The 16366-nt window shown below is 69.1% G+C and carries 15 protein-coding genes; 7 read left to right on the top strand and 8 right to left on the bottom strand.

Features of this window, described 5'->3' with window-relative positions; genetic code table 11:
- The coding region (locus tag CQZ88_RS26325; protein WP_102800533.1) for a cutinase family protein at nt 1-1431 on the bottom strand (1431 nt) is incomplete at its 3' end.
- A 197-nt stretch (nt 1432-1628) separates the two neighbouring features.
- Between CQZ88_RS26325 and CQZ88_RS26320 the strand changes: the two genes are divergently transcribed.
- From CQZ88_RS26320 to CQZ88_RS26310, 3 genes are all read left to right on the top strand, one after another.
- A complete protein-coding gene (locus CQZ88_RS26320) occupies nt 1629-2189 on the top strand; it encodes a dihydrofolate reductase family protein (RefSeq protein WP_029546700.1) in 561 nt (186 codons plus the stop codon).
- 58 nt (nt 2190-2247) lie between these two features.
- Complete coding sequence (locus CQZ88_RS26315; RefSeq protein WP_029546701.1) at nt 2248-2664, top strand: TIGR03618 family F420-dependent PPOX class oxidoreductase; 417 nt, start codon at nt 2248-2250, stop codon at nt 2662-2664.
- Between the two features lie 308 nt (nt 2665-2972).
- Nucleotides 2973-4292 (top strand): aromatic acid/H+ symport family MFS transporter, encoded by a 1320-nt coding sequence (locus CQZ88_RS26310; RefSeq protein WP_029546702.1) that lies wholly within the window; start codon nt 2973-2975, stop codon nt 4290-4292.
- Between the two features lie 110 nt (nt 4293-4402).
- Here CQZ88_RS26310 and dnaB read toward each other — a convergent pair whose 3' ends face one another.
- The 5 genes from dnaB to rpsF form a co-directional block, all read right to left on the bottom strand.
- Complete coding sequence (gene dnaB / locus CQZ88_RS26305; protein WP_102800532.1) at nt 4403-7618, bottom strand: replicative DNA helicase; 3216 nt, start codon at nt 7616-7618, stop codon at nt 4403-4405.
- Nucleotides 7619-8090: 472 nt separating this feature from the next.
- Complete coding sequence (gene rplI, locus CQZ88_RS26300) at nt 8091-8546, bottom strand: 50S ribosomal protein L9 (RefSeq protein WP_006932315.1); 456 nt, start codon at nt 8544-8546, stop codon at nt 8091-8093.
- A gap of 19 nt (nt 8547-8565) precedes the next feature.
- Nucleotides 8566-8808, bottom strand: a complete 243-nt coding sequence (rpsR, locus tag CQZ88_RS26295; RefSeq protein ID WP_003938621.1) for a 30S ribosomal protein S18 — start codon at nt 8806-8808, stop codon at nt 8566-8568.
- Nucleotides 8809-8851: 43 nt separating this feature from the next.
- Nucleotides 8852-9361 (bottom strand): single-stranded DNA-binding protein, encoded by a 510-nt coding sequence (locus CQZ88_RS26290; protein WP_006932313.1) that lies wholly within the window; start codon nt 9359-9361, stop codon nt 8852-8854.
- A gap of 64 nt (nt 9362-9425) precedes the next feature.
- Nucleotides 9426-9713, bottom strand: coding sequence for a 30S ribosomal protein S6 (rpsF, locus tag CQZ88_RS26285; RefSeq protein WP_003938619.1), 288 nt, complete (start codon nt 9711-9713; stop codon nt 9426-9428).
- A 130-nt stretch (nt 9714-9843) separates the two neighbouring features.
- On the opposite strand from rpsF, the gene CQZ88_RS26280 reads away from it, so the two are divergent.
- The 4 genes from CQZ88_RS26280 (at nt 9844) to CQZ88_RS26265 (ending at nt 12635) form a co-directional block, all read left to right on the top strand.
- Nucleotides 9844-11187 carry a glycosyltransferase 87 family protein gene (locus CQZ88_RS26280; RefSeq protein WP_206530792.1) on the top strand — a complete coding sequence of 448 codons (1344 nt, stop codon included), beginning with the start codon at nt 9844-9846 and terminating at the stop codon, nt 11185-11187.
- On the top strand, nt 11184-11783 hold the full coding sequence (locus CQZ88_RS26275; RefSeq protein WP_006932307.1) for a GNAT family N-acetyltransferase: 600 nt from the start codon (nt 11184-11186) through the stop codon (nt 11781-11783). Before CQZ88_RS26280 ends, CQZ88_RS26275 begins: the two co-directional genes overlap by 4 nt.
- A 76-nt stretch (nt 11784-11859) precedes the next feature.
- Nucleotides 11860-12210 (top strand): CD225/dispanin family protein, encoded by a 351-nt coding sequence (locus CQZ88_RS26270; RefSeq protein WP_006932305.1) that lies wholly within the window; start codon nt 11860-11862, stop codon nt 12208-12210.
- 11 nt (nt 12211-12221) lie between these two features.
- Nucleotides 12222-12635: a DUF2752 domain-containing protein gene (locus CQZ88_RS26265; RefSeq protein WP_043796892.1), complete on the top strand. Its 414-nt coding sequence runs from the start codon at nt 12222-12224 to the stop codon at nt 12633-12635.
- 99 nt (nt 12636-12734) lie between these two features.
- On the opposite strand, the gene CQZ88_RS26260 is transcribed toward CQZ88_RS26265, so the two are convergent.
- Together CQZ88_RS26260 and CQZ88_RS26255 are read right to left on the bottom strand one after the other, a co-directional pair.
- Complete coding sequence (locus CQZ88_RS26260; protein ID WP_102800531.1) at nt 12735-14312, bottom strand: glycosyltransferase family 87 protein; 1578 nt, start codon at nt 14310-14312, stop codon at nt 12735-12737.
- Between the two features lie 9 nt (nt 14313-14321).
- Nucleotides 14322-16366: transglycosylase domain-containing protein (locus CQZ88_RS26255; RefSeq protein WP_102800530.1), on the bottom strand; the 2045-nt coding region annotated here is incomplete at its 5' end.

Genomic DNA, 16366 nt, shown 5'->3' with positions numbered 1-16366 from the left:
CTTCTCCACGTCGCCGTCCGTCGTCGGCGGGAGCGGCGCCGGATCGATCGGCTTCGACGAGACGACGAGCTGCGGAGCGGTCGACTCGGCCTCGGCCTTGTCGAGCTCGCCGCTCTCGGCCTGCTTCGCCAGATGGGTCAGCCATGCCGCCGCGTACTGCGCGGACGTCAGGGGCTTTCCGTTCTCGGGGTCGGAATCGCGCCAGTAGTCGAAGTGGTGCCCGGTGTCCGGACCGAGGGTTTGCTGGTACGGATCGCTCAGCGCCACCTCGAGGGTGTTCTCGTTGTCGGCGATGAATCCGATGACCTCGTTGCGCAGCTTCGCGGGCAGATAGGTCAGGTCGATCAGCTCACCCGAGGTGATCTCGCCGTCCGTGCCGGTCGAGGCGACGTCGCGGACGGCCGGTTCGTAGGACGGATCCGACACCTTGATGAGGACGTCGAGGAAGGTCTCGTCGCTCTGCATCCAGTTCTCCTGCGACTGGATGTCGGCGAACGCGGCCATGGCGATCCGCCCGAGGACCGTGGCGACGTCCAGCGCGGTCTCCGGGGTGAGCCCGTCGCGCTCGAGCGCGTCGACGTTCAACTGCCGTCCTACGTTCACCGCGAGCTGCAGCAGGGCGATGTTCTCCGGAGCGGAGCAGGTCAGGTCGCCCTCCGAGCAGAACGACGCCACCTTGCCGTCCAGCGCCCCGAAGCTCCCCGAGGTGCCCGGCAGCGAACCGCTGCCCGACGCGCTGTTCCGGCCCGACTGGTAGGCGAGGTCGAATCCGTCCGGGTTGCGGAACTCGTCCTCCGCGCCGGGGAACGGTCCCTCACCCGCCGTGCGCCCGGCGTCGGCCAGGATGACCACACCCACGACCGAATCCGGATCGACGATCTCGTACGACCCGTCCTCGGCGCTTTCCTGGTTGCCGATCTCCATCGCCACGCGGCGCGCAACGTCGGCGCCCTCGCTGTACCCGACGACGGCGAACTTCGTGTCGGGGCATGCCTGGCGGATCGCCTGCATCACGGTCTCGGCGTTGTCCACGCCGGCCTCGACGGCGTCGTCGTACGACGACATGTTCGCTGGGTACTCGACGTACACGGCGGAGTAGGAACCCTCGGGCACGTCGTCCCGCGGCGCGTTCACGACCTCGTCGACCCAGGGGCTGCTGAAGTCGGTGGACGATGCGGCCGGCAGGGGGTTCCCGTCGGCGTCGAGGAGCATCGCGTGGGTGCCGGGGCGGGGACTGTCGTTGCGCCCGCCGACCGCGATGCTGACCATGTCGTGGCACTCGGTGACCGAGGCGGTCAGCGTCGTCGGGGCCGTCGACGGAGCCGACGGTTCCGAGACAGCGACGGCGACCACCGCCGCCGCGCCCAGCGCCACGGGTGCCACCGCAGCCGCGACAATCCGCTTGTTTCGCACCGCCCAGTCAAGTGCCATGGTCAATCCCCATCCGAAGTCGGTCCGTGCCGACGACCCTGATTGTGGTGTCGACGCGTCGGTCGGAAAGTCGTTCGAGACGGCAATCGTGTTACATGTCCGCGTCGTAGGCGTGGTCGCGATGAGTTCCCGGCGCCCGGGCGGTCGGTATCCCGTAGGCGGAGCGACACGGGCATCACGTCGGAAGGAGGGACCCGTTGCGGACACTTGCCATCACCCAGAACGTCACCCTCGACGGTTCGATCGAGATGCTGGGGGACTGGTTCGACCCCCAGGGTCAGGCGGAGGTGGACAATTCGGATCATCTGGCGGAACTGCACCGGCAGGACAGCGAGTCCGACGCGCTGGTGCTCGGCCGACGGACGTTCGAGGACTTCCGGGGCTACTGGCCGGGGCGGACCGACGATCCCACGGGCATCTCCGCGTATCTCGACCAGGTGCAGAAGTACGTGGTGTCCTCGACCGTGACGGATCCGCAGTGGCAGCACACCACCGTCCTCTCCGCCGAGCCTCTGGCCGCGATACGCGCCCTGAAGGCGCGCATGGGCCGGGACATCGTGGTCACCGGCAGCATCTCGCTGTGCCACGCCCTGATCGAGGCCGGACTCGTGGACGAATACCGGCTGTTCGTCCATCCCGTCGTGCAGGGCCGCGGACGCCGGTTGTTTCCGGACGGATTCGCGTTGCCGCGGCTGCGCCTGCTCGCAGCGAACGCCTTCCGTTCCGGCATCACCTTCTCCCGCTACGCGGCGGGCTGATTCCCCTGCGGCGGCAAACAGCCTCGGCACCGTCGTCGGCGCGAGTAGGCTACCGGGCATGGCCGATCTGTCCGGCGACGTGCGGGCTCTGCTCGGGGCGCGGAACATGGCGCACGTCGCGACGCTCATGCCCGACGGCTCGCCGCACGTCTCCCCGGTGTGGATCGCGGTCGAAGGTGATCACTTGGCGATATTCTCCGCTCAGGAGAACCGGAAGGTCGCCAATCTGCGCCGTGACGGGCGCGTCGCCGTGTCGGTCTGCGATGAGCACAACCCGTATCGGTCGGTCGTCGTCCGCGGCCGGGTCGTCGAGGAACTCGAAGGCGACGAAGCGGTCGCGATCATGGACCGAATGAGCAACCGCTACATCGGCAGCGACTTCCCCATGCGCTCAGCGATCGTGTCGCTCATCGAACCCGAGCGAGTTCACCTGCAGGATCTCCCGTTCCGACATCCCTCGGACACCGGAACCTGAGCCACAACACTCGAACGATCGGTTCCCGGGCCGCCCCGGCACGACGGCGACCGTGATCCGCACGCCGCACCGGAATTCGCGCGCTGAACTGCCGCAGCGAATTCCGGTGCGGCGCGTGAATTTTCGGCCAGAGCGGATCCCGACCCCCACCATCCCCGGACCGTAAGCACAATGGCCGTTTTCGCTGAGTGAAATAGATTCTGCCTGATCAATTTTCGCGGTCGGCCCCGCGCCGCGGCCGAGTTGACGTATCGCAGCGCGCGCAGTCACAATCCGAACGATCACTCGGTTACGAACAGGTGTGCACTATGCGAACAAGCTCGGATCGGACCGCCGCCCAGGCGCCCCGACACACAACCCGCTCCGCGAGTCTCGTCGTCGCGCTGTGCTGGGTCGCGGTACTTCTCGACGGCTTCGACCTCGTCGTTCTCGGCGCGGTGAATCCGGCGTTGCTGGACTACCCGGACTGGAACCTCGACGCAGGCGGCCTCACGGTCATCTCGACCGCCGGCCTGGTCGGCATGACACTCGGAGCCCTGGCTATCGGCACCCTCACCGACGTCCTCGGCCGGCGACGCACCCTCATCTTCTCCGTCACCGCCTTCTCGGTGCTGACACTCGCGTGTGCATTCGCGACCTCGCCGGAGATGCTCGGCGGCCTGCGCTTCCTCGCGGGTCTCGGGCTCGGCGGCGCACTGCCCACCGCGTTGGCGATCGTCGCCGAATTCATGCCCGGCAAAAAGGGATCCGCGTCGACGACCGTCATGACCGGCTATCACGTCGGCGCCGTGGCGACCGCGCTGCTGGCCCTCGTTCTCCTCGAAAGTTCGGGGTGGCGTTCGATGTTCATCGCGGGCACCCTGCCGGCGTTCGTCCTCGTCCCGCTGATGATCCGCTACCTGCCCGAGTCGCCGGCCTACCTGTCGGTGCGAGGCCGGCACGACGAAGCCGAGCGCATCGCCGCCGACTACGGACTTCCGCCCATCGATGTGACCACGGTGCCGTCGGACACCGACCGCCCCGCGGATGTCGCGAAGACCTCGAAACCGGGATCGCCGGTGCGGACTCTGTTCTCGCCGCAGCTGCTGCGCACCAGCGTGTCCATCTGGGTCACCTCATTCATGGGCCTGCTCCTGGTCTACGGCCTCAACACCTGGCTGCCGACGATCATGCGGGAAGCCGGATACGACCTCGGTGCGTCGCTGTCGCTGCTGCTCGTGCTCAACGCCGGTGCCGTCGCGGGCCTGCTCGTCGCCGGCCGCGTCGCCGACCGGATCGGTGCCCGCACCGCGGGCATCGCATGGTTCACGCTCGCCGCGCTGTTCCTCGCCACGCTCAGCATCAACCTCGCCTACGGCGTCTACGTGCTGGTGTTCCTCGCCGGGTGCTTCGTCTTCAGCTCCCAGGTACTCGTCTACGCCTTCACGAGCGCGGCCTACCCGGCCGAGGCACGCGCCACGGCGCTCGGCTGGTCCGCCGGCGTGGGCCGCATCGGCGCGATCTGCGGTCCGATCCTCGGCGGCGCGCTGCTGCAGGCCGGCGTCGCCTACCCCTGGGGCTTCTACGCCTTCGCCGCCGTCGGCGTACTCGGCGCCCTCGCGCTGTCGACGAGCCGGCCGGTGCGGTAACACTCGAAACTTGCTCACTGATTCGGAATTTGCCGCGTCAATTGCGTGGGTAGATTCCGAATCGGTGAGCGAATCCGTCGGACGTCGCTAAGTGATGCGAACCGGATCTCTCAGCCCCGCGCCATGTCCACGAACCGCGACAGGTGCAGCTGGTGCGCGACGGGGATGGTGGCGGTCGGACCGTTGCGGTGCTTGCCGAGGATCAGGTCCGCCTCGCCGCCGCGCGGGTCGTCACGTTCGAATGCGTCGGGCCGGTGCAGCAGGATCACCATGTCGGCGTCCTGCTCGAGACTGTTGTGCACCGAGATGCCGTCGGCAACGAAGTTGTGTGTGCCCGGGACGGTCCCGTCGAACACGTCCTGCTCACCGATGCTGGTGACGGACACGATCTCGTCCCAGTACACATTGTTGGTGGCGAGCATTTCGATGTCGGCGGTGTCGAGGACGCCCGCCACCTGGGCCAGACTCGATCGCGAACCCCCTGCGGACCGCGAAGCCGCGGCCGCGACCAGCTCACGGGGGGCGAGCTCCTCGACTGCGAGGAGCCGGCTCAGCGTCGCCTCAACGTCGGGTGTCAGGGTGTCGGCGTCGTGGCGTACGAGCTTCGGCCCGAGCTGAGCGAGCACCCACTGCGCCGCAGTGCCGTGTGCACCCACGTCGTGCAGGAAGACGGCCTGATTCTCCGGACCGGTGACGACAACATCCCAGCCCGAGCCTGTTCCGGCCGCGGCGATCCGAGCGAAGACACCGATTCGCAGGAGAAGGCGGGCCAAGTCGTCGGCGAGGCGCCGGTCTGCGGACGGATACCGGACAGCGGCTCGTCCTTCGACCGCGTCCCACGCGACGATCCCGTTGCCCTCCCAGACGTGGCACACGAGCGCGGCGATCTGTTCCTTCGGCAGCGAGAATGCCTGTGGCGGAACAGAGCTATCGGCGACGGTGCGCTCAGCCAGCGCGACGACGTCGTCCTCCGAGACGGCGTGCGTCTCGAGGGGGGCAGGAACCGCGCGGGGTACTGCGACGCGCTCCCCGGCCGTCAGCTCGCCGAGGGGAATCCACCCGTCCACGGTGAGGAAGGGATGGTTCGCGGTGGCCTCGACCTGACGCCCGGAGTCGAGCGTCAGACGGAACACTTCCTTGCGTCCGCTCGGGAACACCTTGGTCATCGGGCGGGCGACCATACGCATGCGCTCGTCCAGCGACCAGACGACGGGCTGTTCACCACTGGCCAGCAACTCGCCGAGGGTGACCTCGCAGCCGTTGTCCGCGCGCAGGACGCGGGTGCTCGCAGTGAGGCAACCCGACTCGCGAAGATCGGAGACCATCGGCTTCTTGTCGGTGCGCTGCTCGGGGCCACGGTTGAGCTGACAGATCGCGACCACCGGGACCTCGAGCTCCTTCGCGAGAAGCTTGAGGCTACGGGAGAATTCGGAGACCTCCTGCTGGCGGGACTCGACCTTCTTACCGGAGGTCATCAGCTGCAGGTAGTCGACGACGATCAGCCGGATGTCGTGTTTCTGCTTGAGGCGCCGCGCCTTTGCGCGGATCTCCATCATCGTCAGGTTGGGGGAGTCGTCGATGTACAGCGGCGCTTCGCTGATCTCGCTCATCCGCCGGGCGAGCCGGGTCCAGTCGTCGTCGGTCATGCGGCCCGAACGCATGTCGCCGAGCTTGATCTTCGCCTCGGCCGAGAGCAGCCGCATGACGATTTCGGTCTTGCCCATCTCGAGGGAGAACATGACGGAGGCCATGCCGTGCTTGACGGAGCAGGACCGCAGGAAGTCCATGCCGAGCGTGGAGTTGTGGGTGGGGATCATGGACCGTCCGGCGAGGTACAGGTGCTCGCCGTCGACCTCGACGCACCGCACCGGCACGGACTCGACGGGGCGGACGGCGACGATGCGGCGTTCCCGCGGCACCCCCGTGCGGGTCTCCTTGTGCGCCTTGGCCTTGCTGGGGAGGACGAAGACGTCGTCGTCGGTGGCGAAGCGCACCGTGGAGCCGGTGGTGGTGCAGGTGTAGCCGAGGCCGGCCAGGAGCTCGGCGACGTCGTCGCGCAGACGGGCGCAGTCGGATTCGAAGCGGACGGTGCCGTCGTCGCCGACGTGGCCGCCGGCGTCGAGCAGACCGGCGAGCAGCTCGCGCCGCTGCCGTTCCGCTGCCCGCTGGTAGGCGCCGGGGATGCGGGCGCCGAGCGTCATGAGTTCCTCGGCGAACCCGCCCTCGCCCTGCACCCGCATGTGCACGTGGGGATCGGCGGAGGGGCCGCCGAGCCAGGCGCCGAGGGTGAACGGGGCAACGGGCAGATCGGCGACGGGCAGCTGCAGCGCGGCGACATTGCCGACGACGTGACCGTCCGCGAGGGACGCGGCGATCTCCCCGGTGGTGCGCACGCGCGACGGGCCGCCGTCGGAGGTGACCCACTGGTGCTGTTCGTCGGCGACGAGGACGGTGCCGTCGGAGAATTTCACCTCGAAGCACGGCCGGCCGTGCAGCACCTCGGTGGCGGCCAGCACCCGGGTGGGGCGGCCGTGGGCGTCGAGGAGTTCGTCGCCGGCGGCGACCTCGCCCATGGTCGTCCAACCGCCGGGGGTGGGCAGGGGAGTGTCGAGGGCCAGCGCCTTGCCGACGCCCGGACGGGCGGCGACGATGATCATCTGCCCGGGATGGAGGCCGTTGGTGACCTCGTCGAGCTCGGCGAATCCGGTGGGCACACCGAGGGAGATGCCGCCGCGGCTGGCGATCGAGTCGATCTCGTCCATGGTGGGCTGCAACAGCTCTTCGAGCGGGACGAAGTCCTCGGACGTGCGGCGCTCGGAGACCTCGAAGATCTCGGCCTGGGCCCGGTCGACGACCTCGGCGACGTCCTGGCCCTCGGAGCCGGCGTAACCGTACTGGACGATGCGCGTTCCGGCCTCGACGAGGCGGCGCAGGATGGCCTTCTCGGCGACGATCTCGGCGTAGTAGCTCGCGTTCGCAGCGGTGGGCACGGTCTGGGTCAGGGTCACCAGGTAGGCGGCGCCCCCGATGCGGCGGAGTTCTCCGCGCCGGTCGAGTTCCGCGGACACCGTGACGGGGTCGGCGGGCTCACCGCGGCTGTAGAGGTCGAGGACGGCGTCGTAGACGGCCTGATGGGCGGGGCGGTAGAAATCGCCGGGCCGCAGCACTTCGAGCACGTCGGCGATGGCGTCCTTGCTGAGCAGCATGCCACCGAGCACGGACTGCTCCGCAACCATGTCCTGCGGGGGCTGGCGGCCGAAGTCGCCGGCCGGCTCCTCGGGCGGTCCCGGGTAGTCGGAATGGCCCCGATCGTCTACTACAGCCACGCGACGCCGTCCTTCCCCTTCTCGGCACCTCCGCCGCGGACAGACCCCGTCCACCGGCGCTCGACACCACTTCTACCCGGCCCCACCGACACGTCGTCCGGGACGCGCGCGCTCGACGTTAGGCACTCGGAGGGCGGCGTCCAAATCCGCCTGTGCACACAACTGTGGATGAATTGTGGAAAGGGGAGGACGGCCTTGTGCACCCCTTGGGGACAACCTGGGGACAACGCATCTCACACTTCGCATCGCTGCTGTTCAGACCGGTAAAATCGACTTTCACAGGTGTGGAGAACAATCGATTCGGCGTGTCGCCACGGATGTGTTTCCGGGCGTGTTCCGTCCTCCCGGCCCCGGAATGCCGTGCCGCGGATCACAAACCTACCGGTACCCCTGTGGGGTTATCCACAGCCCCTGTGGAAAGACGACGAAGAGCCCTGCACACAGTGTGTGCGGGGCTCTTCGGGAGCCGGAATCAGGCGGCCACGACGTTCAGATCGAACTTCGCGGTCACGTCCGGGTGCAGCTTCACGACGACCGTGTGCTTGCCGGTCGACTTGATGTGCGCCTTGGGCAGCTCGATGATGCGCTTGTCGACGACCGGGCCACCGGCGGCCTTGATGGCGCCGGCGACGTCGGCCGCGGTGACCGAGCCGAACAGCTTGCCCGAGTCCCCGGCGGTCTTCACGGCCAGGGAGACGTTCTCGAGGCCCTCGATGGCGGCCTTGAGCTCCTTGGCATGATCGAGGCCGCGCACCGCACGAGCCTCCTGGGCGCGGCGGATGCCCTCGACCTGCTTCTGGGCACCACGGGTGGCGACGATCGCCAGGCCGCGGGGCAGCAGGTAGTTGCGGCCGTAGCCGTCCTTGACCTCGACGGTGTCGCCAGGCGCACCGAGGTTGTCCACGTCAGCGGTGAGAATGAGCTTCATCGTGTGTCCCTCCCTTTCCTTAGCGAGCCGTCGAGACGTAAGGAAGCAGGGCCACCTCACGCGAGTTCTTCACAGCGATGGCAACGTCGCGCTGGTGCTGCACGCAGTTGCCCGTGACACGGCGAGCGCGGATCTTGCCGCGATCGCTGACGTACTTACGCAGCAGCGTCGTGTCCTTGTAGTCGATCTGCACGTTCTTTTCCTTGCAGAAGGTGCAGACCTTCTTCTTCAAAACCTTTTCGCGCGCGGGCGCCTTAGGCATGGTCTTTCTCCGTACTTTCCGAATGTTCCGATCGAAGGTCGGATCAGAACGGGGGTTCGTCGTCCCCGCCGAAGGAGCCCGCCGCCGCCGGCGCGCTGCCCCACGGGTCGTCCCCGCCGGTGCTCGCGCTGGCACGAGCCCCACCCGATCCTCCGGAGGAACCACCGAAGCCGCCCCCGCCACCGCCACGGCTGGCCTTGTTGACCTTGGCCGTCGCGTAGCGGAGCGAGGGGCCGATCTCGTCGACCTCGAGCTCCACGACAGTGCGCTTCTCGCCTTCACGCGTCTCGTAGCTGCGCTGCTTGAGGCGGCCCTGCACGATCACGCGCGAGCCACGGGTCAAGCTCTCGGCCACGTTCTCCGCCGCCTCGCGCCAGATGTTGCAGCGCAGGAACAGCGCCTCGCCGTCTTTCCACTCGTTGGACTGACGGTCGAAGATGCGGGGCGTCGACGCGACGGTGAAGTTCGCGACCGCAGCTCCCGCCGGGGTGAAACGCAGCTCGGGATCAGCCGTCAGATTGCCGATGACGGTGATGACGGTGTCGCCTGCCATGTGGTTCCTCCTGCTGTGTGTGGAGTCCTGATGCGCCCGAGCCTACGGCCGGACGCCGACAGACTCACTTGCCGTGGCGCAGAACCTTGGTGCGGAGCACCGACTCGTTCAGGCCGAGCTGGCGATCCAGCTCCGCAACCGTGGCGGGCGTAGCGCTGATGTCGATCACCGCGTAGATGCCTTCGCTGTGCTTGGCGATCTCGTACGCGAGACGACGCTTACCCCACACGTCGACCTTGTCGATCTTGCCGCCGTCCTGGCGAACGACGTTGAGGAACGTATCCAGCGACGGGGCGACAGTGCGCTCGTCCAGGCTGGGGTCGAGAATGACCATCAGTTCGTAATGACGCATAAGACCTCATCACCTCCTATGGACTATGGGCGGTCACGGACGGTCCGTGACAGGAGGGTCGTTGCGTCAGCAACCCATGCAGGCTACACGATGCGCCCTTGACCAGCGAAATTCGCCTAGGGTGAAGAACATGCGCACGAGTTCCCGGACGCCCGCGCTCGTCGCCGTCGTGACGTGCGCGCTCGCCATGTGGCTCGGCTACCTGAACAAGGCCCGCTGCGCCGCACCACCGTTCGACCCGCAGGGGCGCAGCGTGCGTTTCGACGCGGTCAAGGACGCCACGGTCTGCTACTCCGACATCCAGCAGCTGTGGATCGGTCGCGGCATCAACCTGCACCTGTTCCCGTTCCTCGACGGCGGCATCACCCGCGACGGCGTGCTCACCGGCGGCACCGTCGAGTACCCGGTGCTCAGCGGCATCCTCATGTGGGTGGGGGCCCTGCGCGCCGACACCGACGCCGAGTTCCTCCTGCACTCCGCGCTGCTGCTGGCACCGTTCGGCCTGCTCGTCGCCTGGTACCTCGGCCGGCTGGCCGGGTGGGCCGCGCTGCTCTGGTCGGCCACGCCGCCCCTCGTGATGTACGCGTTCCTGAACTGGGACCTGCCCGTCGTCGCGACCACCGTCGGGGCCGTCGCCGTGCTCGGGGTGCGCCGCTGGCCGCTGCGCACCCGCGCGGTGATCGCCGCCGTCCTGCTCGCCGTCGGGTTCTGTCTCAAGGTGTATCCCGGCATCTTCGTGCTGCCGCTGATCGCATACGTCCTCACCGGCGGGGACGAGCCCGGGCCGCGGCGGGACGTGCGGGGCGCGGTGGCGGTGGGCGCCGCGGCGGCGGCGACGGTGATCGCCGTGAACCTGCCGTTCGCGCTGCTCGGGTATCCGGGGTGGCGCGCATCGTTCGAGTTCCAGGGCAACCGCGCGGCCGACGCCACGAGCAATTCGATCTGGTACTGGGGGCTGCGGCCCCTCGTCGGGGGCTATCAGGACACCGAGGTCACGGCCGAGTACAACGACCTCGTCTCCGTCGTCTCGCCGTTGCTGATCTGCGCCGCCTTCGCGCTGGCGCTGTGGCTGGGGTGGCGGCGGTACCGTCGCGACGGCTGCTATCCCTGGGTGGCGGTCGGCGCCGCGATGCTGTGCGGATTCCTGCTGCTGCACAAGGTGCATTCGCCGCAGTACACCCTGTGGTTGCTGCCGTTCCTGGTGCTGCTGCGGGTGCGGTGGCCGCTGATCGTCTCGTACCTCACCGTGGACCTCGCGATCGGCATCGGCGTGTTCCTGTGGTTCGACGCGACCATGACCCGGACCGACACCACGATCCCGCTGCTGCTCACCCTCGTCGGGGTGTGGGGCCGGGCCGTGCTGCTCGTCGTACTGTTCTTCGTGTTCGCCGGCGCGCCGCTGCGCCGGCCCGACCCGACCCCACCCGACGAGGAGCGGCCCCGGATGCCGGCGATGAGCGGAAAACCCGGATGAGCACGGCCTGGTACGAACAGCCGGCGCTCGACGGCACGCGGATTCGCCTCGAACCGCTGGCCGCGGGACACGCGCCCGGCCTGCTCGCGGCCGTCGACGATGCCGACGCGATCTTCCGGTGGACGTCCGCCGACCTCCGGACACGTGACGACGCCGACGCGTTCGTCCGTACCGCGCTCGACGATCCGGACCGCCTGCCGTACGCGGTCGTCGACAAGTTCGTCGGCGCCGTTGTCGGCACCACGTCGTACTACCTGATCGATCCCCGGCACCGGACGCTGGCGGTCGGGCACACGTGGCTCTCGCGCGCGGTGCACGGTGGCGCCGCCAATCCCGAGTCGAAACTGCTGTTGCTGCGCCGCGCCTTCGACGATCTCGGCGCGGTCCGCGTGGAGTGGCACACCGACGAACACAACGCGCAGTCGCGCGCGGCGATCACCCGGCTCGGAGCCGGGTTCGAGGGCTTGCTGCGCAAGCATCGGCGGCGCCGCGACGGCAGTTGGCGCACCACCGCGCTGTTCGCGATGACCGACGACGACTGGCCGGCCGCCCGGGTGGGTCTCGAGGCGCGGGTGGCCGACCGCCTCGCCAGGTGACCGCGGCTGGTCTACCCTTCCGCGCGGGGGGACCCCGGAACAGGCTGGGATCCCGATGGGGTGATCGAGGACGACGATGAGCGACTATCCGCAGTACCCGCCGAACAATCCGGGCGGTTATCCCCCGCCGGGCGGATACGGGTACTACCCCGGCCCGCAGTTCGGGCCGCCGCCCGAGAACAACCTGGTGTGGGGCATTCTCACGACGATCCTGTGCTGCCTGCCGCTCGGTGTCGTCTCGATCATCAAGGCGAGCCAGGTGAACTCCCTGTGGGCGCAGGGCCAGTTCGATGCCGCACGCCGGGCGGCCGACGACGCGAAGAAGTGGGCGATCTGGTCGGTGGTGGCGAGCGTGGCGGTGTGGGTGGTGATCGTCGTCTTCTACATCGTCGTCCTCGCCGCGGCGGTCTCGTCGTCGAGCTACTGAGGCATCCGGTCGTGCAGACGCTCGCCGCCCGGCTCGCCGCACCCGTCGGGGTGGCGGCCGTGTCGGCGTGTGTGTGCGCGGCCGTCGCGTGGGCCGACCCGACGACGCCGGGCGGCCCGATCCCGCCGTGCCCGACCCGCGTCCTGTTCGGCATCTGGTGTCCCGGGTGCGGATCGTCGCGGATGCTGTATTCGCTGCTGCATCTCGATGTTCCGGACGCCCTGCGGTACAACGCGCTCGGGGTGCTCGCCGTGCTTCTCCTGGGGTGGTCGTTCGCCGTGTGGACGGCCGGCCGGGTCCGTGGCCACCGGATCGCCCAGTGGTACCAGTGGCGGTGGGCGCCGCAGCTCGTGCTGTGGGTCGTGCTGGGCTGGTTCGTCGTCCGCAACCTCCCCGTCGCGCCCTTCAACGCGCTCCGCGTGTAGACGGCGCTCGTCGCGGACGAGCACTAGCGCGCGAAAATGCTTCCCGCGCAAGTTTTTACGCGCACAGGCAGCACCCGTCGCGCGCGGCTCGGGCCGGGGCTACGGGACGGTGCTCGTCGCGGGTGTCTGCCGATCGGCCGATTCGGGAGGTGATGTCCGCCGGATGCCGGGACGGAGACGGCCCGGGAGCCGGCGCGGGGGAGCGTCGGGGGCATGGTCGAGCACGCCACCCACGGGGTCGTCGACGAAGCCGTAGCGCACGAGATCTTCGGCCGGCCGGAGAATCTGCCGGACGACGAGCGCGCACAGCGCCACGACCGCGAGGTCGCGCAGCAGGACGGTGGTCGTGAACCACTGCTCGGGCAGGCCCTTGTTCTCGGCGCCGAGATAGAAGTACATGCGCGGCACCCAGACGAGGGCGTCGATCGTCATCCACGCCAGCAGGATCCGCCGGTGCGGCAGAGCCAGCACGGCGAGCGGCACCAGCCACAGCGAGTACTGGGGGCTCCACACCTTGTTGGTGAGCAGGAACGCGGCAACCACGAGGAAGCACAGCTGGGCGAGGCGGGGGCGGCGCGGAGCCGTCCACGCGAGCCACGCGATGCCGGCGCAGGCCACGGCGAACAGCAGCAGCGACACCGAGTTCAGCGTGGAGGTGTCCCAGCCGGACCAGCCGGTCAGCGACCGCACGACGTTGTAGATCGAATCGGGGTCCGCGCCGCGGTCGGTGTTGAGCCGGAAGAACTCGGCCCAGCCGCGCGGGTAGAGGACCATGATCGGCAGGTTCACCACGAGCCACGCGACGGCCGCGGCACCGGCCGCCTGCTCGAGCGCCCGCAGCTTCCCGGTGCGCAGGCACAGCAGCAACAGCGGGCCGAACAGCAGCAGCGGATACAGCTTGGTGGCGGCACCGAGTCCGAGCAGCACCCCGGCGAGCACCGGTCGCCGTCGCGCCCAGGCCAGCAACCCGCCGGCCGCGAACGCGGTGGCGAGCGCATCGAAGTTGGTGAAGGCGTGCACGACGACCAGCGGCGAGGCGGCGACGAGCGCCGCGTCCCAGATGCGGCGGCCGGCGGAGAGAGCGGTGGCCCACACGGTGGCCAGCCAGGCCATGGCGAGACCGATGGCGACGATGTCGAAGTAGATCGCCACCTGCAGGCCGCCCGGAAGCCACGACGTGGCGTCCCAGGCCTTCGCGGCCCGCATCGAGACGTACTGGTAGAGGCCGGCGAGGACCGGATACTCCATGTACCGGACCTGGGTCTGCCCGTCCGGGCCGGGCTCCTCCCACGACGTCTTGTACGGGAAGGCGCCGGTACTCAGGCGTTCGGCGCCGTAGAGCGGCACGACGTCGGAGTAGCACATGGCGACGTACTGCCGGTTGTCGCTCCAGTCCAGTCCGAGCGCGCCGCCCTCGCCGACCGGTCCCTGCTGGATGCAGGCGGCCTTGGTGAACCAGCCGAGGGCGAGGAACACCACCGCGAGGAGCAGCATCGCGCGCAGCGGCGTGAAGAAGCGAGTGCGTCCGAGCAGGGCGTACCGCCCGACGGGTCCGCCGATGACGGTGGACAGGCGCGACACCGTCGGGTCGGTCCATCCGGGTGCGTCGCGCCAGTCCGCGGATCGGCGGTCTGCGACGAGCGGACCCGGCGACGCGAGCTCTCTCTTCTCGGTCACCCCGCGAGGCTACCCGCCGGGTGTGGCGCCGACGGGGTCCTCCTGGAACCGGCTGTTGCCGGACTGCTGGTCTTCACCGGTGCCGGTCGAGTCGTCCTGTGTCCCGAAGCCCGGCGTGTCCGCCTCCGTGGTGGGAGTCGGCGTGGGCACCCGCTGCGTGGTCGTCTGCGGCGCCACCCCCGGCATGGGGATGGTCACGCCCGGGAGGATCTCGACGTTGCGGGTCGTGATCTCCGGCGGCGTGGGCAGCTCCGGCGTCGTCCGCTCGGTCGTCGTGGGGGTCGGCGTCGTGGTCTTCGGCGGCGCCGGCGCGGAGTACGCCGGCACGCCGGCCTGTCCGGCGATCGGTTCGGGCGTCGGGAACTTCTCGACGTCGGTGCCGTCGAGGGCGCCGTCCATCGTGTCCTTCCAGATGTCCGACGGCAGGCCGGAGCCGTAGATCATGCCGCCCCAGCTGTTCTCCAGGGGCAGGCCCTGTTCGGTGCCGACCCACACGGCCGTGGACAGCGACGGCGTGTAGCCGACCATCCAGGCGTCCTTGTTCGAGCCGGTGTCCCCGAGCTGGGCGGTGCCGGTCTTGGAGGCGGACGGCCGGCCGCCGGCGAGGGCGTGCCCGTTGGAGTACGCGGCGATCGGCATCATCGCGGCGGTGGTGTTGTCGGCGACGGCCTCGTCGACCCGCTGTTCCCCGGCCGGGGTGCCGCGGTCGAGCAGCACCGTGCCGTCGGCGGTGACGACCTTCTGCACGAAGTAGGGCTCGTGGTAGGTGCCGGACGCGGCGAGCGTCGCATACGCCGACGCCATGTCGATCACGCGGGACTGGTACTGCCCGAGCACGATGCCGTAGTTGGGGCCGACGCCGCCCGGCTCGGTCAGGGTCTCGCCGACCCCGGGGATCTCCTCGGGGATGCCGAGCTGGTGCGCCATGTCGGCGATGGCCTGCGGGCCGTTGTCCATCTCGAGCATCATCCGGTAGAAGCTGGTGTTGAGCGACCGCTTCAGCGCCTCGGCGATGGTGCAGGTACCGCAGTTCTCGCCTTCGACGTTGCCGATCGAGATGCCGTTGACGGTGAGCGGGCCGCTGTCGTACATGGCGGACAACGGGTTGCCCTGGTCGAGGTTGGCGGCCAGGCCGAACACCTTGAACGACGATCCGGTCTGCAGGCCGGACTGGGCGAAATCGAACCCGGCGCCGTCGTCGCCGCCGTAGTAGGCACGGACGGCGCCGCTGCGCGGATCGACGGACACGACGGCGGTGCGCAGCTCCTCCGGCTCGCCCTCCATGTTGGTGCGGACGGCGTCGAGCGCGGCCTCCTGCGCCTGTGGGTCGATCGTGGTGGTGATCTGGAGTCCCTCGGTGTTGAGCAGGGTCTCGTCGATGCCTTCCTCGGAGAGCTCCCGGAGCACCTGGTTGCGCAGCAGGCCCTCCGGCCCGTTGCTCTGGCCGCCGTTGTCGACCTCGGCCAGCGGCACGTACCGCGGGTACTGCATCGACGCCCGGTCGGCCGCGTTCAGGGTGCCGGCGGACACCATCCCGTCGAGGACGTAGTTCCAGCGCGCCTGGGCGCCCTCCGGGTTGGTCTCCGGGTCCAGCAGCGACGGCAGCTGGATGGAGGAGGCGAGCACCGCGCCCTCCTCGACGCTGAGCTCGCCGACCGGCTTGCCGAAGTACGCCGTGGAGGCGGCGGCGATGCCGTACGCACCGCGCCCGAAGTAGATGGTGTTCAGGTAGGCGGCGAGGATGTCGTCCTTGGACCACTGGTTGGCCATCTTGGACGCGAGGACGAGTTCCTTCATCTTGCGGGTGAGGGTGCGCTCGGATCCGACCAGCGCCGTCTTCACGTACTGCTGGGTGATGGTCGAACCACCGCCGGCGCTCTCCCGGCCGAGGATGTTGTCGCGGGCCGCGCGGGCGAAGCCGCTGACCGAGAATCCCGGGTTGCTGTAGAAGTCGCGGTCCTCGGCGGCGAGCACGGCGTTGCGGACGTGCTCGGGAATCTCGTCGAGCCGCACCTCGGTGCGGTTGCCTTCGGGCGGCACCACCTTGGTGATGA

The organism is Rhodococcus sp. ENV425 (assembly GCF_002887785.1).
GTDB classification, from domain to species: domain Bacteria; phylum Actinomycetota; class Actinomycetes; order Mycobacteriales; family Mycobacteriaceae; genus Rhodococcus; species Rhodococcus aetherivorans.
Note: the sequence above shows the minus strand (reverse complement) of the source record. Positions and strands in the feature narration are given on the sequence as shown.